The sequence below is a fragment of the Ensifer sp. MJa1 genome, from assembly GCF_037026475.1.
GTDB lineage: Bacteria > Pseudomonadota > Alphaproteobacteria > Rhizobiales > Rhizobiaceae > Ensifer.
In genome coordinates, this window is the sequence record NZ_JAKUMO010000016.1 from 66,934 (window position 1) to 85,594 (window position 18,661).

General features: G+C 59.7%; 15 protein-coding genes and 1 pseudogene. 1 reads left to right on the top strand and 15 read right to left on the bottom strand.

All coding sequences use genetic code 11. The features are described from left to right. Positions 1–22: 22 nt before the first annotated feature. From MKZ91_RS20660 to MKZ91_RS20675, 4 genes are all read right to left on the bottom strand, one after another. A complete protein-coding gene (locus MKZ91_RS20660) occupies positions 23–1,342 on the bottom strand; it encodes an MFS transporter (RefSeq protein WP_113554862.1) in 1,320 nt (439 codons plus the stop codon). A 94-nt stretch (positions 1,343–1,436) separates the two neighbouring features. Beyond that, positions 1,437–2,867 carry an aldehyde dehydrogenase family protein gene (locus MKZ91_RS20665; RefSeq protein WP_112977075.1) on the bottom strand — a complete coding sequence of 477 codons (1,431 nt, stop codon included), beginning with the start codon at positions 2,865–2,867 and terminating at the stop codon, positions 1,437–1,439. A gap of 27 nt (positions 2,868–2,894) precedes the next feature. Continuing rightward, positions 2,895–4,103: a mandelate racemase/muconate lactonizing enzyme family protein gene (locus tag MKZ91_RS20670; RefSeq protein ID WP_112977074.1), complete on the bottom strand. Its 1,209-nt coding sequence runs from the start codon at positions 4,101–4,103 to the stop codon at positions 2,895–2,897. Positions 4,104–4,121: 18 nt separating this feature from the next. Next, positions 4,122–5,870 (bottom strand): GMC family oxidoreductase, encoded by a 1,749-nt coding sequence (locus MKZ91_RS20675; protein WP_336172937.1) that lies wholly within the window; start codon positions 5,868–5,870, stop codon positions 4,122–4,124. Between MKZ91_RS20675 and MKZ91_RS20680 the strand changes: the two genes are divergently transcribed. Next, positions 5,853–6,731, top strand: coding sequence for a LysR family transcriptional regulator (locus MKZ91_RS20680; RefSeq protein ID WP_112977072.1), 879 nt, complete (start codon positions 5,853–5,855; stop codon positions 6,729–6,731). The genes MKZ91_RS20675 and MKZ91_RS20680 overlap by 18 nt on opposite strands. A gap of 240 nt (positions 6,732–6,971) precedes the next feature. Here MKZ91_RS20680 and MKZ91_RS20685 read toward each other — a convergent pair whose 3' ends face one another. From MKZ91_RS20685 to MKZ91_RS20735, 11 genes and pseudogenes are all read right to left on the bottom strand, one after another. Continuing rightward, positions 6,972–8,051 carry an alcohol dehydrogenase family protein gene (locus tag MKZ91_RS20685; RefSeq protein ID WP_255381578.1) on the bottom strand — a complete coding sequence of 360 codons (1,080 nt, stop codon included), beginning with the start codon at positions 8,049–8,051 and terminating at the stop codon, positions 6,972–6,974. 115 nt (positions 8,052–8,166) lie between these two features. Next, a pseudogene (locus MKZ91_RS20690) lies at positions 8,167–8,379 on the bottom strand (FAD-dependent oxidoreductase); the annotation flags it as partial. Between the two features lie 2 nt (positions 8,380–8,381). Further along, complete coding sequence (locus MKZ91_RS20695; protein WP_113554860.1) at positions 8,382–9,851, bottom strand: NAD-dependent succinate-semialdehyde dehydrogenase; 1,470 nt, start codon at positions 9,849–9,851, stop codon at positions 8,382–8,384. Then, a complete protein-coding gene (locus MKZ91_RS20700; RefSeq protein WP_112977069.1) occupies positions 9,848–10,618 on the bottom strand; it encodes a TSUP family transporter in 771 nt (256 codons plus the stop codon). Before MKZ91_RS20700 ends, MKZ91_RS20695 begins: the two co-directional genes overlap by 4 nt. Positions 10,619–10,620: 2 nt before the next feature. After that, a complete protein-coding gene (locus tag MKZ91_RS20705; protein WP_112977068.1) occupies positions 10,621–12,612 on the bottom strand; it encodes an alpha-glucosidase in 1,992 nt (663 codons plus the stop codon). An 11-nt stretch (positions 12,613–12,623) separates the two neighbouring features. Then, entirely contained in the window at positions 12,624–13,382 is a 759-nt protein-coding gene (locus tag MKZ91_RS20710; RefSeq protein WP_112977067.1) for an SDR family NAD(P)-dependent oxidoreductase, read from the bottom strand. Between the two features lie 8 nt (positions 13,383–13,390). Continuing rightward, complete coding sequence (locus MKZ91_RS20715) at positions 13,391–14,275, bottom strand: SMP-30/gluconolactonase/LRE family protein (RefSeq protein WP_112977066.1); 885 nt, start codon at positions 14,273–14,275, stop codon at positions 13,391–13,393. 10 nt (positions 14,276–14,285) lie between these two features. Then, the gene (locus tag MKZ91_RS20720) at positions 14,286–15,089 is read right to left on the bottom strand and encodes an HpcH/HpaI aldolase family protein (protein ID WP_113554856.1); all 804 of its coding nucleotides are present in this window, start codon (positions 15,087–15,089) and stop codon (positions 14,286–14,288) included. An 11-nt stretch (positions 15,090–15,100) separates the two neighbouring features. Next, complete coding sequence (gene araD, locus MKZ91_RS20725; RefSeq protein ID WP_336172938.1) at positions 15,101–16,837, bottom strand: L-arabinonate dehydratase; 1,737 nt, start codon at positions 16,835–16,837, stop codon at positions 15,101–15,103. Continuing rightward, positions 16,834–17,688, bottom strand: coding sequence for a carbohydrate ABC transporter permease (locus tag MKZ91_RS20730; protein WP_275027696.1), 855 nt, complete (start codon positions 17,686–17,688; stop codon positions 16,834–16,836). The genes araD and MKZ91_RS20730 overlap by 4 nt, the downstream gene beginning before the upstream one ends. A 3-nt stretch (positions 17,689–17,691) precedes the next feature. Continuing rightward, positions 17,692–18,627, bottom strand: coding sequence for a carbohydrate ABC transporter permease (locus tag MKZ91_RS20735; protein ID WP_336172939.1), 936 nt, complete (start codon positions 18,625–18,627; stop codon positions 17,692–17,694). Positions 18,628–18,661: the final 34 nt, after the last annotated feature.

Consider the following 18,661-nt stretch of genomic DNA (forward strand, 5'->3'; position numbering starts at 1 on the left):
ATTTACTCCACCCGCAGCCTTACTATTCCGCGGCCACCGTGGTCGGTATTTGTGCCGCCGCTCTAATTTTCGTCCGTGACTTCAGAAGACCTATGGCAAGCAGACCAAGGATACCCGACGCGGCGATGAAGCCGAAGTACATCTGATAAACTGCGAGCCCCGTATAGTGATCAGCAAGGTACCCATTCAGTTTAGGGAGATAAATGTCAGGTGTATATGCGATCAAGGAAATCACGCCGATGGCGAGCCCGGTCACCCGAGTCGGTATATTGCGACTTTCAAGGATCGACCAATACAAGCCTCGAGTGGCGTAGGTCATAATCCCGATCAGCAATACGACAAACAGCAGGATGAAACTGCCAGCCGTCGATGGCAGAAACAGCAGCGCCAGCAGCCCGAGAATGCTCAATGTCATCGTGATCGCCAGTACATTTTCCCGGCCGATCTTGTCGCCCAGAAAGCCAGCCCCCAGACCACCGATTGGACGCATCCACAATTTTGCCACAGTGATAAACGCGGCGGCGCTTGCCGACATCGTGTATTTTTCCTGCAGAAAAGCGGAGAAGGAATAGGTCGCCCAAAACAACTGATAGCCACAAAGAATGATAATGGCGATAAGCCAAAGCTCGGGCACTGCCAGGAGGAACCTGAGATCAGCCAGAAGATTGTTCTTGCTTGCAGAGGTCTTGACCGGGGTGTCATCCTTCAAACGCAGGAATAGGAAACACAAGACCCCTACTGCGAAGCTGTTGTAGACATAAAGCATGATGACCGATGGCAAGGTCTCTGCCGCAGCGAGGCCTTTACGATCAACGTAGTAGCTAAATAGAGCGACCGCGGCGGTAGCCAGGATAGCTTCCACAAGGCCGCGCATCCCTTCCAGGCCGCCAAAGAATCGTCCCTGTTCATGTGGTCGAGCCAGCATCTTGACGCCCTTGAGGAGGGCCGCCCAGAAAGTCAGACCGGATGAGATGCCCCAGCCAAGAAATATCCAATACAGGGCCGACTTATCTGGAATGCTGGCATACCAAAGCCCCAGAATGCCGGTGGCCATCATCGAGAAGGTCAAGAGCAGGCGCGGTGATACGCGGTCCGCCAACCAGCCGCTCGGCAGATAGGTGAGCAGAAACATCGTCCCGAGCATCGAATAATAGGTGCCAAGTTCGGAACTGGAGATGTGGAAGGTTTCGAGAATTGTCGTTTCGAAGTTCTGGCGAAGATAAATCAGCGGATAGATTGAGCCCGCCGCGAGCAGAAGAATGAAGAACTGAAAATAGCGCTGGAGGCCAGACTGGTGCGGTTGCGCCTTGCCGATGCCTGTGGCCGGACTTAATTTAGCCATCGCCTTAACTCCTCCCAAGAGTATGAAGCTGTGAAACCGTGCGGTTAGTGAGGTGGGGTGAAATGCCAAATCGCCCGCCAAGGCGGGCTTAGGCTTAAACGCGGATGGAGCTACGAACCTTCAGTTCCTGGTAGTCCTCGAGCCCGAAGATCCCACCTTCGCGGCCATTGCCCGATTGTTTGTAGCCGCCAAAGGGAGAGCCGTAGTTCGTGGCCTGCCCATTTATTTTCACGGTGCCCGCGCGAAGGGCGTCAGCAACGCGCTCAGCCCGAGCCACGTCCCCGGTTTGCAGATAAGCGGCTAGGCCAAAATCGCTGTCGTTTGCGATGGCGATAGCCTCGACTTCGGTATCGAAGGGAATGATGACCAGAACCGGACCGAAGATTTCTTCGCGCGCAATCCGCATCTCGTTGGTTACGTCTGCAAAGACTGTGGGTTTGACAAAGCACCCCTTCTCCAGCCCTTCGGGCTTGCCAGTCCCCCCCGCCAGAAGGCGAGCACCTTCATCGATACCCATCTTGATCATGGTCTGCACACGGTCGAACTGCAGTTGGTTGAACAAGGGACCAATATGGTCGCCGGGCTTGGCGGGATCGTCGACCATTTGCGTCTCTGCAACCTTTTTTGCAATTTCGAGAACGCGATCGTAGACGCTTCGTTCGACCAGCATCCGAGTGGGTGCGTTGCAAGACTGCCCCGTATTATAAAAACAATGGGCAACCGATGCGGCAACACGGGTTTCCAAATCGGCGTCGGCAAAGACCAAGTTCGGGGATTTGCCGCCCAGTTCCAGCGTTACTCGCTTGACCGTATCGGCGGCGTCCTTTGAAACTGAGACGCCTGCGCGTGTGGATCCCGTGAATGATATCATCGCGATATCACGATGGCGCGACATCGCACTGCCCACCTCTTGTCCATCGCCGAAGACGAGATTGAACACTCCCGCCGGATAGCCTGCCTCGTGCACGATCTCCGCGAACAGCGCCGCTGACAGGGGCGCATATTCTGACGGCTTGAGCACACAGGTCGCCCCCGTGGCAAAGGCGGGTACGACTTTCAGCGCTATTTGGCTGATCGGCCAGTTCCAAGGTGTAATCAGCCCGCAAACCCCGATTGGTTCACGAAGCAGCGTATCGCCATTGGCTAAGATCTCGCGCTCGGCCTGGCCTTTCAGTGCGGCGATAAACGCCTCGATATGTTCGACGCCGCAAAAAGCCTGCTGTTCTCGCGCCATGCTGATCGGTGCGCCCATTTCCGTGCTTATCGCCTGCGCCATTTCCTCCACCCGAGAGGAAAATACCGCTTTCAGCCGCTCCAGCAGAGCAATCCGTTCTTCTTTGCTTGTCTTCGAAAAAGTGTCGAACGCAAGCTTTGCCGCTGCCACTGCTGCGTCGACGTCCCGGCTGTCGCCTAAAATCACCTGACCAACAACTTCGCTGTTAGCGGGGTTTGTGATGGCAAGCGGTGTGCCTGATACGGGCGCGACCCAGGCGCCACCAATATAGAATTTGTCCAACTTCTTCATAGGTCTCTCATTCCGTTTGGATGCAGGTCAGGGCGCGACCGGTTCGGTGACTAGGTTGAGGTGCAGTTCGGGCCCCGTATAGGGGCTTTGGGCGATCGCCTCGTCGTTCAGCGTCACGCCGAGACCCGGTGCCGTGGGCGGGATAACGAAGCCGTTTTCCCAAACGATCGGCTCGTTTAGAAACCGCATGAAAGGACCGTCGAAGCGGCCGATCGATTCCAGGATCAGAAAATTCGGGCTGCATGTCGCGATCTGGATGTTGGCGGCTGCCACAACCGGCCCGCAGTAGAGATGCGGAGCGATCTGCGCCGATCGCGTCTCCGCCATCCCGGCGATCTTTTTGGCTTCCAGCATGCCGCCGACACGGCCGAGATTCATTTGCAGGATTGAGGCCGCACCCGCCTCGAGCAGGCGAGCAAATTCGTGCTTCGTCGTCAACCGCTCTCCTGCTGCGACGGGGATCGAGGTAAAGCGTGCCACCTCGGCCATGTCGGCGGGATTTTCCGGCGGGATGGGCTCCTCGAACCAGAGCGGATCGTAGGCTTCCAGTCGCCGTGCCAGGCGTTTGGCGCCAGAAACGGTGAACTGCCCATGGGTGCCGAACAGAAGGTCGGCCCTGTTGCCGACGGCTTGCCGGATGCGTCTGCAGAACGCTTCAGATCGCCACAAATCTTCCATGCGCGGCTGATGACCGTCATAGATCGTATAAGGGCCGGCCGGATCGAACTTGACGGCCGTGAAGCCCTCTTCAACGGCGGAGGCTGCGACTTCGGCGGCAATATCCGGATCGTTATAGACGTTGGGAAGGCTCGGATCGGGATAAACGTCACCATGCGGGGGATAGAGATAGGTGTAGCTGCGCAGCCGCTCGTGAACCTTGCCGCCAAGCAATTGGTAGACAGGCTGGTCGGCGGCCTTGCCTACGATATCCCAGCAGGCCATTTCGAGGCCACTCAGGACGCCCATCACAGTCACGTCGGGGCGCATCGTGAAGCCGGCGCCATAGCATCTGCGCCACATCCTCTCGATATGATGTGGATCGCTGCCTTCGAACTGGCGGGTAAACATGTCGACGGCCATCGCCGCGCAAAGGTCCGGGCCGAAGGTGGCGTTGTAAATTTCGCCAACCCCGCTGATACCACAGGCGGTGGTCAGGCGGACGAAGATGAAATACCGGCCGCCGTGTCGCGGCGGCGGGTTGGCGACAACGAAAGTCTCTATCCGATCAAGCTTCATGAACTGGGCCCTTTGCGATCACGCATCTTCTAAAATCAGCTCGGCAGCTCGCGCAGCCAACATGATGGTTGGACCGTTGGTGTTGCCGGACGTGACATTGGGAAAGGCCGACGCATCGACAACGCGAAGCCCCTTCATTCCATGAACACGCAAGCGTGCGTCCAACACGGAATCGCTCGCATCCTGGCCCATCCGGCAAGTGCAACTTGGATGGAAAACTGTGCCCGCGCGACTACGAAAGTTCTCCAGTAGCGCAGCATCGTCCATGGTGGAGATGTCGGGCTGAAGTGGCGCCTCGGTCACTGCGCGGATAGCTTTTGTCTGAGCCAATTTTTTAAGAAGTCGGCTGGCCTTGATCACCGTTTCGCAATCCTCAGAGTTAGCGAGCGAATTGGGCTGGATCAGCGGCGGGTCCGCGGGATTGGCCGAGGCAATTGTCACTTGACCCCGGCTGGTTGGGCGGCTGGGTTGGACGCACAGGAGAAATCCCGGAGCAGGATCCACGGCCACCACGCCTGAAGTGTGTGTAATGTAAGACATCGGATTGCAGTACACCTGCACATCGGGAACTTCCGATTCCGGCGATGAGCGGACGTACCCGCTAATCTGATTTACAGGTATACTCAGCGGTCCCTTGCGCGTCAGGATGTAGCGGAGCCCGGCCAACATCCTGCCCAGGCCGGTGCCCAAAGTATTGTTCAATGTAGGCTCAGTCGCGCGATAGTATTGTGAAACGGCCAAATGATCTTGCAGGCCTTTGCCGACTTCGGGCAGTTCATGCAAAACCTTAATGCCATGCGCCTCCAGCAGTGCCGCCGGGCCAATTCCTGACAATTGAAGAATCTGGGGAGAATTAATAGCGCCCGCGGATAAGATTACTTCCTTTTTCGCCCCGACAATATGTTGGACCCCGCCTGAGCGGAACTGGACGCCGGCTGCGCGCCCATTTTCAACGACGAGCTTTTCGACGAATGCCCGCGAGGTGACGCGCAGGTTTGATCGCTTCATTGCAGGCCGAAGGAATGCGTCCGCAGCCGACCAGCGTCGACCGTTGCGAACCGTGCTGCGCATGCGCATGAGGCCTTCGGCATCCTCACCGTTCAGGTTGCGGGCGACCGTCCAACCCATTTCACCAGCAGCATCCAGGAAGTTCTGCACAAAAGGGTGCATCTCCGCACTGACGTCGCTCACCACCAAAGGCCCGCTACCCTTTTTGATAGCACCCTCGACCTGACATTCTAGCGCTTCATAGGTTTTGCGGACGGCCTCCCAGTTCCATCCGGTCGCACCTGCGCGTTCCCAATCGTCAAAGTCATGTGGCAAGCCCCGCAAATAGGCCATCGCATTGATTGAGCTTGACCCCCCGATCACCCGGCCACGTGGCCAATATGCCTGCCGCCCATTCAGGCCGGGGTCGGACTCGGTCTTGTAAGCCCAGTTCACGGCCCGATCGGCAAAGGTCTTCGCATATCCCAACGGGACCTTGATCCAAAATCGCGCGTCGCTGCCTCCAGCTTCGATCAGCAACACCTTGTGACGAGGGTTTTCACTCAGCTTGTTCGCCAAGACGCAGCCCGCGGATCCAGCGCCTACGATGATGTAGTCAAATAGAACTTCATTCATCGCCCGATCGGCCTCCCAACTGACATGTCGACATTCGCGGTTATGGGGTGGTCTATCGCAGGCCTGGACTTGCAACACAAACAATGCTTTCTTAAGCAAAGGCATAATTTTCATTGCAGGTAGAATATGGCTAGGCTGCCCCATGTCACGTGGCTCCACAGTTTCGAAGCAGCGGCCCGACATGCTAGTTTCTCGGCAGCAGCAGAAGAGTTGGGGATAACCCCTGCAGCAGTTAGCCAGCAAATTCGACTTTTGGAGCGCAAGCTCGGCACAGAATTGTTCGTGAGGCTTCCGCGGGGTGTGACCCTGACGGACACTGGCAAAGCATACGCACAGCCCATCCGGCGATCTTTTGCGGACATGATGTCGGCCACGAACAGCTTGTTTCGAAATTCAACGATGCGAACAGTGCGCGTGCGCGCTTCCATCTCCTTTGCAGGGCTTGTCATTGCGCCGCGTATTGCTGAATTCTATGCGTTACATCCCGACATTTCGGTCCAGTTGACGTCCTTTGTCTGGGCGGACAAGTTTGACGACGATCCCGCCGACATCGATATTCGTTATGGTACAGGGGACTGGGACGATGGCACCGTGCAGCATCTCGGCCATGAATACGCAATCCCGGTTTGCCACCCGGACTATGCTGCATCGTTCCCGCAGCCGCTGACCATTCAAGCATTGGCTGCGGGAAGGATTATCAGCATAATGGGCTCTGAATCCGACTGGGCTCAATTGTCCGAACAGCACGGATTGAACCTTCAAACAACCGGTGACTGGTTCAAGGTGGACTCCTCGTTTATTGCACTGCAATCGGCGATCGCTCGGGCTGGTTCCGTGATGGTGCTAAAACGTTTCGCGGACCATTACCTCAAGCAGGGTATTCTAATCGCTCCCTTCGACTATCGGCTTCCGATCAGATTGGCCCATTTCTTAGTGCGCAGCGGCAAATCTATCCCTGGCGAAGAAGTTCAGATTTTCTGCGACTGGCTAATGACAGCTTTGTAAGAAAACTTCACCATGAAAAAACTTCGGGAGCCGGAGATACGCCGTTCTCGGATGCCCATCCGTCCCCTCAAAACCCCGAGATCCGGCAGATCTGCGCGGCGGTCTCAGCCAAAGGCGGTGCGGCGGCGCGGTTGGCGGACTGCCATGTTACCGCCTTCAAGAATTAATTTCGAGGTCGGCAGGACGTGGTTCGGTGATGTGAGGTTACCCAAAAGGCCCGTCCCGTCTCAACGGGTGTCGCTATAACGGGATTAGCACGAACTTTCCGATGTGGCGCTTCTCCTGAAAATCCTTCTGCGCCCGGATGATCTGATCGAGCGGGTAGGTTTTAGCCAGAAGTGGCCTGATTTCATCCCTCTCAACATACCCAATGAGATTTCGAAACACCGGCTCGTCCCATGCCGTGCAGCCGATCAGCGTGATGTCCTTCAGATACATAACCCGCATGTCGAGGCTAACGATCGGCCCCGCAATCGCGCCGGATGAAACATACCGACCACCGCGCCGAAGCAGCTTCAGCATCATGTCAAACGCACGCCCAGCAACGTTATCGATGACCACGTCAATACTTTCCGGCCCCAGCAACCCCAGCAGATCATCCTCGCGTGATAGGACGTGGTGTGCGCCAATTCGCGAAATCGCATCGCGCTTTGAGGCAGCGGTCACCGCGAATATCTCCGCCCCGCGGCGACTACAGAGTTGCACGAGTGCCGATCCAACTCCGCCCGATGCTCCCGGCACGAGGATACGCATCCCCGCCTCTACGCCTGCACGGTGAACCATGTTCTCGGCCGTGCCATAAGCGCACGGTATCGTCGCGAGTTGAGCATCACTCCAAGCAGAACGCACTGTAAAGGTTTCATTTTCAGGAACCTTCACATATTGCGCGAAGGAACCGTCGAAGTCAGATCCCATCCACATGTGATCCATCCGGTTGAAACCGTCCTTGCGCATGCAGGGCCGTACCAGAACACGTTGACCGAGGCGGTTTTTATCACAGTTTGCGCCCATAGAGACGATTTGCCCGCAGCAATCAGCACCTTGTATAATTGGAAAGGGTGTTGCTCCCTGCCAGCCGCCGTCATTGCGTTCGGCTACGACTGTGCCTCCGGTACCCTGTGTGACCGAATGTGAATACCAGCCGAGGCGCGTGTTGATATCGGTGTTATTCACTCCCGCGGCGAGAACTTTTAGCACCACTTCACCGGGGCCGGGAACGGGGACACTTACCCTCATGAGTTCAAGCTTATCGTAACCTCCAATACCAGTGGTCACGACCGCCTTCATTTCGCAAGGTACTTGGCTGTGTTCGAGCTGCATTGGGCCATCATCGTCAAATGAAGTGATAAGACAATGCGAGAGTTCCGTCTCCACGTCGACGGATAGCGACACGCGAGTCGGCGTCGATTTCAACCGTACCATTCGACTGAGCGCGATGCCGTAGCGCTCTCTCCCCACGATACATTATGCGATTTTTTTCAGCCCATGCACGCAAGGAGATGATGTGGGGCGCCGCCGTGGATGTGCCGCTCGCGAGGTCGTTCATTTTGGCGAGCAGTACCTTGTGACCGCGGCCGGCCGCGTCACGCGTGATGCCGCAGCCGTTAATGCAGCCGCCGATGACGAGAATGCCGTAGTCGAAAGCCATGTTCACAGCCCGGCGACACAGACATACTTCAGCTCGAGGAAGCCCTCGATGCCGTACTTCGAACCCTCGCGCCCAAGACCTGACTGCTTGATGCCGCCGAACGGCGCCATCTCGTTTGCGATCATGCCGGTGTTGACGCCAACCATTCCGGCCTCCAGCGCCTCAGCGACACGGAAGACACGCGCCATGTCCTTTGCATAGAAATAGGAGGCGAGGCCAAACTCGCTGTCGTTCGCCATGGAGATCACATCGGCTTCATCCTTGAAGGCGATGATGGGCGCAAGCGGAGCGAAGGTTTCTTCGCTGGCAACTTTCATCGACTGGGTGACGCCAGCAATGACGGTTGGCTCGTAGAAGCTACCGCCGAGTGCGCTGCGCTTGCCGCCTGCGAGCAGCCGCCCGCCCTTTTCGAGCGCATCAGCCACATGCTCCTCCATCTTTGCGACGGCCTTATCGTCGATCAGCGGGCCCTGGCTCGTGCCGGCGTCGGTGCCTCGGCCCAGCGTCAGTGTCGCGACCTTGGCCAGAAGCCTTTCCGTGAAAGCTTCGACAACGCTTTCCTGCACATAGATGCGGTTGGCGCAGACGCAGGTCTGCCCTGCATTGCGGAACTTCGAGATCATGGCGCCTTCCACGGCCGCGTCGAGATCGGCGTCGTCGAAGACAATGAACGGCGCGTTGCCACCAAGCTCCAGTGACAGGCGCTTGATGCTGTCCGCGGCTTCCTTCATCAGCCAACGTCCAACGCCGGTTGAGCCAGTGAAGGTGATCTTGGCGATCTTCGGGTTATGGCAGAACTCCGCGCCGATCGGCCGCGCCTCGCCGGTGACGACGGAAAACACGCCCGCTGGTACGCCCGCCCGCTCGGCGAGCACGGCGAGCGCCAACGCCGAGAGCGGCGTCTGCGAGGCGGGCTTTAGGAGCATGGAGCAGCCGGCAGCCAGCGCCGGCCCGGCTTTGCGAGTGATCATGCCGTTCGGGAAATTCCACGGTGTGATGGCGGCGCAGACGCCGACGGGCTGCTTCAGCACCATGATGCGCTGGCCCGCATTGGCACCGGGGATGATATCGCCGTCGATGCGTTTGGCCTCTTCGGCGAACCATTCGAGGTAGGCAGCGTTGGAGATCACCTCGCCCCTGGCCTCGGCAAGCGGTTTGCCCTGTTCCGAGGTTAGGATTAGCGCCAGATCATCGGCATTCTCGAGGATGAGTTGGAACCAGGTGTTCAGCACCTTGGCGCGCTCTTTGGCGGTGCGCTTGGCCCAGAGTTTCTGTGCTGTCTCGGCGGCGTCGATGGCGGTGGCGACTTCCTCGCGCGAGAGCGACGGAACGTCGATGATCACCGAACCGTCGAAGGGATCGGTAACGGCGAAAGTGCGCCCATCGGCGGCCGAAACCCACTGCCCTCCGACGAAGGCCTTGTCGATGAGCAGGCTTGCATCCTTGAGTGCTGACTTGAGCGAGTGCGTCATGAAAGATCTCCGAAAAGCTTGAGGAAGGCGGGAGCGGCAAGCGAAATGCCGGACAGGAACAGCAGGCAGAAGGCGACGCGGCGCAGGCCCGTCGGGGTCAGCGGCGGCGGATAGCGGCGGGCGAGCGCGGTGAAGGCCATCACGACCGGAATGCACAGCAGGCCCCACCAGAAGGAAGCCGACGGCATGGCACCCGCTCCGGCGACGAGCAACAGGCGAAGCACCGCATTTACAGCGAAGACGGCGACGAGCGTCTCTCGAATGGCGGCCGGACGTAGCGGCTGGCGATAGAAATGGTAGACGAGCGGCGGCCCGGCAGTGGAAAAGAGCCCGCCCATGACGCCGGCAATGGCTCCAAAAAAGGCGAAGGACGCCGGTCCCGAGGGCTTCTTAAGCGGTGCGGGCCGCAAGAGAAGTTGAATGCTGGACAGGACGATGATCGCGCCGAGCACCAACTTCAGCCAGTCGAGCGAGGAGGAAACCAAAAGCCCAAGGAGCCAATAGCCGATAACGAGGAAGGCGAGGCTTACGAAGATCACCAGCAGGAACTCCCGCCCTGCGATATCGCGCCAGCCCTTGGCCAGCACCTGCGCCGCGTTCAAGATAACGAACACACCGACGAGCACGGCGGCATCGGGCAGCGGCACGACGCCTGTCAGCCCCACCCCGCCCATGAACAGAAGGCCGAGCGCGAAACCGGTCAGCGTCTGCACATAGGAAGCGCCCGCCGCAAGCAGCAGCAGGACGGCAAGGCTCGCCGAATCCATAATCAGAAGGCCCCGATGCCAGCAAAAAGATCTGCCTGCACCGCGTCCTCACGATAGAAAACAGCCGGCTTGCCGAGTGGCGCAGCCACGGTCACCTCGCGACCGCCCTCGTATACGGCGCCGCTCCACACATGCACCCAGCGCGCCTCCTTCGGCAGGTAGACGATGCGCTCCGCTTCACCCGCTTGCCAGACGGGCGCGACAAGCAACTCCGAACCGTAGAGATAGCTGTCCTGTATCCCGTACGTGTTGCGGTCATCCTCGTGGTGCATGAACAGCGGCCTTTGAACCGGTAGACCCCGGGTCGACGCCTCGTTCGAAAGTGCCTTCAGATAGGGCGCCAGATGTACGTATATACCGGTCATCCTCGCGAAGTGAGCAAGCACGTCCGGATCCTGGTCAATCTGAATGTTTTCGCTGGGGCGATTGCCCTCGTGGCTGCGCATGACGGGGGTGAAGGCGGCCATTTCCGCCCAACGCATGAGCAGTTCCGGGGTGCGAACATTCCCGAACAGGCTCGTGTACCCGCCGATATCCGAGTGATGATAGGCATTGCCTAAGAGCCCCGACGACAACGCAGCGCAGATGACCGTCACCAGTCCATCATGACGGGAAAAATCGACTGACTGGTCGCCCCCCCATAGCAGTGGGCAGTGCTTCTGAACCCCAGTGAAGCCGGCACGCATGAAGAACAAGGCTTCCCCGGTCTTGCCGCGGCTGGCGACAGCCTTGGCATTCACTTCGGCCCATAGAGTCGGCCACTGGTTATGCATCAGCTTGGCGTCGATGCCGTTCGCAAGCTGTACGTCGATCGGAAGATATTCCCCGAAATCGGCCATCCAGCCGGAAAGGCCGTAGTCGAGCATCTTGCCACCAATGATCTCGTCAGCGAACCACTCCGACGCCTGCGGATTGGTGAAGTCGACGACGCCGCAGTCGAACTCGCCGAAATCAACCAGTGCCGTGCGGCCGAACTCGTCTTTGGCGAAGTAACCTGCGGTCTCAGCTTCCGCAAACAGTGGGCCGTCGACGCAGAGATAGGGATTTACGTAACCCAGGAAACGAACGCCCTCATCATTCAATTGCGCTATGCGCTGCCTCAGTCCTGGGTATCTTTCTTCGTTTGCTTGCCAATCCCAAAAAAGCCGGGCGCCGAAAGACGTCTGCCGCAAGCCGACCCAATCCTCGCACCACAGTCCGGAAACGCGAACGCCCGCCTCCTTCATTTTCTGAAGGCGCGCAAAGGAATTCACCCCGTCCTTCAATCCGACGATCGCGCCGTTATAGAGCCAGTCGGGAAGCGTCGGCTGGCGTCCAAACCGCATCGAAAGCTTTTCGACCAACTCGACGAATGTGTTTCCGCTGAAGATCTCGATGCGTTCCGGAACCGCCCAGGTCTCGATCTCATGGAACGTCTTGCGGCGAAAATCGAAGACGGAATAGGCCGACGTTTCCACATGCAAAGCGTAGCGAGCCGAGGAGATGAAGGTCGGCTGCGGATAATTTGTGTTAAAGTAGTCGCCTCCGGCACGATCCTTGACATTCGATTTGAAGGTAATTTCGCTCGTCTTGTCACGGCCCACGCCCGGTTCCGATGTCCAGAGCGGAAAGCGACGACCGCGCATGTCGAAATAGGACATCTGCTCGCCGCCGCCCCACACGTGTTCGTCGTGATCGGCAACGACACGGATCCAAAGCCTGTTCACCGATGGATCCACCGCCGTGAGTTCGATGGAACCGTCGAGGACTGTCAGGGCCAAACGTATTTTTTGGCCCTCGGCCTCGGAAAGCATTATGCGGCAGCCGTCGATTTCGGCGTGCGCGAGCGGGCTCCGCTCAACGACGTAATCCTCGATTTCGAAGTTGCCGCGGTACATTTCCATGCGTTCTTCGCCATGGCCGGCATAGATGCAAGGGGAAGACGCGCTATGGCGAAGGATGGCCCGGCCATCGATCGATAGAGTGAAGCCGGTTGGGGTGGTCTCAAGTTTCATGGGTTTCGTACTCAATTCTGGGTCAGTCCGGCATCGACGATGAAGTTCGCGCCAGTGCAGCCGCTGCTTTCTTCCGAGCCGAGGAACAGCGCCAAGCGAGCAACATGGCCGGCGTCGAGGCGGAACTTCAGCGATTGCAGATCAATGAATTTCTGGTCCTCCTCCGGACCGGCCCAGAGCGCCTTCTGGCGTTCTGTAACAATCGCGCCCGGCACGATGCAGTTGACACGTATGCCGGAGGGTCCGAGGTCGCGAGCGAGTGTACGCGTCATTCCATTGATCGCCGCTTTGGCCGTCGTGTAACCAACCATGACCGGATTGCCGCGCATCCACGAGACCGACCCCATCATGACGATGGAGCCGCCGCCCTTCTCCCGCATACCTTTTGAAACGGCCTGCGTGGCGAAGAATTGGTGGTCGAGATTGAGCGCCAACATACGTCGCCAATAGTCCGGCTCAACCTCGTCCATGCGGTGGCGGTCGTCCTTGCCGGCATTGTTGACAAGCACGTCCACCGTCCCATTTCGCACCTCGACCTTCGCCACCGCGTCTCGCAGGGCCGCAATGTCCGTCAGGTCGCAGCCATAGAAATCCGCGCCCGTTTTCGCTGCAGTCGCCTTGCCGGCGTCCTCATCAATATCGAGGAAGGATACGCGCGAACCCTGACTGCGGAACGCCGCCACCATGGCCTCTCCGATACCCGAAGCGCCGCCGGTTATCAGGACGTTGCGACCTTCGAGCGAACGATAGCGAACTGTGTCATAGGTCATGGCGGATCTCAGCAGCTTGGGTTGAATAGAGGCCGGGCAAGGCCGGCAACCTCGGTGCGCATGGCGAAGAGCGCTCCGGAGAGTGGATAGGCGGCGAGCTCTTCTTCCGGCCGGCCAACGCTCGCGCTGGTGCAGTAGAGCGTCTTCAGATCCGGCCCCCCGAAAGCGACCATGGTTGGACACTTGGCGGGAACAGGGTACTCGGCAAGCAACCGGCCATCGGGCGCGTAGCGCTGCACGCGACCACCTTCGAAAAGAGCCGCCCAGTAGCAGCCTTCGGTATCGACGGCGCCACCATCCGGGCGGCCCTTGTCCTTATCGGAGCCGAAGCGGGCGAAGACCTGTCGGTTTGTCGCCGCACCTCTCGCCGGGTCGTAGTCATAGGTGTAGAGCGTGTAGCGCAGCGTGTCGGAATGGTAGAGCCGTCGGCCGTCCGGCGAAAACGCGACGCCGTTCGACGTGAGCAACCCTTCGGCAAGGCGGGTGAGGCCGCTGGCATCGTAACGGTAGAGGCTTGCAAAGCCCTTCTGCCGCGTTTCGTCCACCGTACCAGCGACAAAGCGACCAGCCGGATCGACGCTCCCGTCGTTGAAGCGGCTGATTTCCTGGTCCTCGGGATTTGCGGCAATCATCCTGCGCGGCGTGCCATCGGCTTCAAGCATCCAGAGACCGGAGCGCAATCCGGCGATGAAGCCGCCGCCTTCGACCAGACCGATGCAGCCAACCTCCTCTGGAAGCTCCATTGTCGCAAGCGCGCCCGTCGCCGGTTCGAAGCGGTGGATGCGGCAGCGCTTGATATCGACGAAGTAAAGCATTTGGTCGGCAACCGACCAAAGCGGGCATTCACCGAGCGCCGCCTGGAAATCGAGAACTGGGGCAAACACCTGTTCCACAGCCTCGCCCTCAGTAAGCCGCCGCTGGTGTCGCAGGCGCTTCGGTCGCGCCCTTCAACTGTGCGAGCCATTCGTTTGCACGGCCGGTCATCATGGCGATGTCGGAGGCTATGGCCGCGAAATCGTAACCGTAACCGATAAAGCGCTTCACCATGTCAGGGTTGGGACCGACGATGCCGACCGGCTTGCCGACCGCATGCGCGTCCTTCGCCGCCTTCTCGATCAGGGCCTGGACCTCCGGGTGGGCGATATTGCCGATATGCCCCATCGCGGCGGAAAGATCGCCCGGCCCCACAAAGAGCGCGTCGATCCCCGCGACCGCGGCGATCTCCGGCAGGCGCGCGATCGCCTCTGGAGTCTCGAGCTGCACGATGGTGCAGATGTCGTCGTTTGCACATTTTAGGTAGTTCGGGATCGTGCCGAAGCATGATCCGCGATGCACGGCGGCAACACCACGGACGCCAAGCGGCGGATAGCGGGTATAAGCAGCGGCCGCCTTCGCCTCCTCCGCATTTTGCACGAAGGGCAGCATAACGGTGCGTGCACCGGCATCGAGCGCGCGCTTGACAAGCACCTGATCGTTCCAGGCAAGCCGCACCACCGCGTCCGCGGGCGTGCAGCCGATGGCGCGCAAGATATGGGCCAGATCGGTGAATTCGACAGGCACGTGCTCCATGTCGACGACGAGGAAATCGAAACCACCGTAACCAAGCGCTTCGGCCGTCGCGGGTGCGGCAGCCATCAGCCAGGTGCCGAGCGGGGTGGCGCGCGACTTGTCGCTCAGCCAGGACTTGAAGGGATTGTTACTGTTCATTGGATCGTCCCTTAATAGATCGGCGGTTCGGGCACGGCTTGCGTGCCGGTCAGGAAATCGAAGTCGCATCCCTCATGCGCCTGGCTGACGTGGCGTTGATAGAGGGCGGCGAAGGAGCGCTCGTAGACCGGCGCTGACGGCCTCCATTCAGCCCTGCGCCGAGCAAGCTCCTCCTCGGAGACACGCATGTTGATCGTTCCGGCGGCAACATCGAGTTCGATGAGGTCGCCGGTCCGGACCAAAGCGAGAGGGCCGCCGATCGCCGCTTCCGGCGAGACATGCAGAACGCAGGTCCCATAGTGGGTGCCGCTCATGCGCCCGTCGCAGACGCGCACCATGTCGCGCACCCCCTGTTTCAAGAGCTTCTTCGGGATCGGCAGGTTGCCCCATTCTGGCATGCCCGGCGCGCCGACCGGGCCGGCATTGCGCAGCACGATCACGGTATCCTCGGTAATGTCGAGGTCAGGATCATCGAGCGTTCGGTTCATGGTACGGGGATCGTCAAAGACGATTGCCGGACCTACATGTTTCAGGAATTTCGGGTTGGCGGCGGACGATTTCATGACCGCGCCGTTCGGGGCGAGATTGCCACGCAGCACTTCGAGTGTCTTGCCACGGGCGAGCGGCACGATGGGATCATCCTCGCCGCGGATCACGTCATCGTTCCAGCAGTCGGCCGCCGCAATGTTCTCGCCGAGAGTGCGCCCGTTGACGGTCGGCCGGTCGAGCGTCAAGTGGCGCGACAGCTTCTTCAAAAGCGCATTGATGCCGCCGGCGAAGTAAAAGTCCTCCATCAGGTATTCGCCAGAGGGAAAGACGTTGGCAACGACCGGCACCTTGCCGGCCATCGCCGCCATATCGTCCAACGTCAGATCGACGCCGACGCGCTTGGCCATTGCAATGAGATGCACGGCCGCGTTGGTCGAGCCGCCGAGCGCCATGTAAGCGACAAGGCCGTTGAGAAAGCTATCGCGGTTGAGAATACTCGACGGTTTCAGATCTTCCCAGACCATCTCGACGATGCGTGAGCCGCAAGCCGACGCCATGCGCGTATGACCGGAGTCGACGGCGGGGATGGAGGAAGCGCCGGACAGCGTCATGCCCATGGCATCCACGATAGAGGTCATGGTCGAGGCTGTGCCGATCGTGTTGCAGGTACCCGGCGACCGCGTCATGCGGCTCTCGAGATCCACCCAGTCGTCGCGGGTGATGTTGCCTGCTCGAAGCTCGTCCCAGTACTTCTTGGTATGGGTACCGGCACCTGTCTTAACACCGCGCCACTGGCCGTTAGACATCGGTCCAGCCGGGCAGAAGATGACCGGGATATCCATCGAGAAGGCGCCCATCAGCAGCGCTGGGGTCGACTTGTCGCAACCACCGAGCAGTACTGCACCGTCGATCGGGTGGCAGCGCAACAGTTCTTCGCATTCCATCGCGAGGAAGTTGCGGTAGAGCATGGTGGTCGGCTTCACCATGACCTCGCCGACCGAGATCGCTGGCAGCTCGACGGGATAGCCGCCCATCTGCCAGACGCCGCGCTTCACAGCGTCGGCCCGATCGCGCAGATGCGCATGGCAGGGGCTCATCTCGCTCCAGGTGTTGATGATGCCGATAACGGGCCGCCCCAAGAACTCCTCGCGCCGCATGCCCATCTGTTGCGTGCGTTGGCGGTGCGCGAAGGCGCGCATATCGTCGGTAGCGAACCAGCGCTGACTACGCAGTTCGGAAATGTCGAGCCTCCTAGTCATCCCTTGATACCCCCGGCGGTGAGGCCCGAGACGACGCGCTCCTGGAAGATGACGATCAGCACCGCGACGGGCACGATGCCGACAACCAGCGCGGCCGAGATGACGGGCCAAGGGAAGGCGAACTCGCCTTGATAAAGCTGAATGCCGACCGGAAGCGTGCGCAAAGCCGGATTGGAATTGAAGGACAACGCCAGCAGGAACTCGTCCCAAGCATTGACGAAGGCGAGGATTCCGGCGGTGAACACACCCGGCGCACAGAGCGGTACGACCACCTTGAAAAGCGCCCCCAGCCGCGTGCAGCCGTCGATCATCGCCGCGTTTTCAAGGTCTCGCGGAATTCCTTCGAAGAAGGAGACGAGCATGAGCGTGCAAACCGGCAGCGACAGGACCGTATAGGGCAGCACCAGCGCAACCCAGGTGTTGAGGAGGTTCAGCGTGCGCATGATCTCAAAGAGCGGCACAAGGAGCGTGACCAGAGGGAAGGTCGACACGGCGATGATCAGCGACAGGATGAGGCCACGGTAACGGAGATCCAGCCGAGCCAGTGCATAGGCTGCCAGCACCGACACGAGCAGCGTAAGGCAGGTGGACAGCAGTGCGACCATGAAGCTGTTGAAAAGGAACAGATGCAGCGGCTGGTCGGAAAAGGCCTGCATGTAGTTCGCCAGCGTCGGAGCGTGTGGAACCCAGGTGATGGGCTTGGCAGTGAGCTCCGCTTCCGTCTTCAGTGAGGTGAAGAGTATCCAGAGCGCCGGGAACATGCCGTTGACGATCAGCACGGCTCCGGCGAGGAAGCGCAGCGGGCGGCCGGAAAGAAGTCCGGAAAGTCCGGGGGCGGCGACGGCACTCATGGCTTACTCCTTGGTCCGGATGGCGCGCAGATAGACGGCGGTCACGCACATCGACAGGGCAAACATGACGACGGCAAGCGCCGAGCCGTAGCCGAGATCGAGGAAAGAGACCGTGTTCTGGTGGATGTACATGGCGAGCGTCGAGGTCGAGGTGCCGGGACCGCCTCCCGTCATCATGTAGGGGATGTCGAAGGTCTGCAGCGCCGTGATGGTGCGGAAAATCAGCGCGACAACGATCGATGGCTTCAGGAGCGGCAGCGTGATCTCGAAGAACTGGCGAACCCGGCCGGCGCCGTCGACGTCGGCCGCCTCATACAGGGAGCGCGGGATCGTCTGCAGACCGGCAAGAATGATCAGCGCCATAAACGACGAGGTCTTCCAGACGATGGTCAGACAGATCGCGGCGAAGGCCCAATTCGGCGAGTTGAACCAGATGATACCCTCGAACCCCAGGCGGACCAGCACGTCGTTGACGACGCCGTATTCCGAATGGAAGAACCAGGCAAAGATCAGGCCGGCGAATGAGAGCGGCAGCGCCCAGGGGATCAGCAGAGAAAGGCGCACTGGCCACTGCACGCCGAAAGGGAGATTGGCAAGCAGGGCCAGTGCAAGCCCGACCAGGAGGGCGCCGGGCACAGTGATGAGGGTGATCAGGACGGTATTCCACGTCGTTTCCCAGAAGACCGGGTCTTCCAGCATAAGGCTGTAGTTTTCCAGGCCCACGAATTCCGCGGGTAGACCCGACGTCAGCGACAGACTGAAAAAGCTGGTGTAGCCGAGGCGCAGCACCGGATAGACAATGATCAGCGCGAGAAGGATCGCCGCTGGGGCAAGCAAGACCACGCCAAGCGCCCGGTCGCCAAGGTCGAGCCAGCGCGTCCAGGCTGGCGGTCCGCGGTCAGCATTGCTTGCCGCATTGAGGATGGAGGTCGTCGTCACCGGTGCAACTCCCGACAATTCAGGTTGGGGAGCC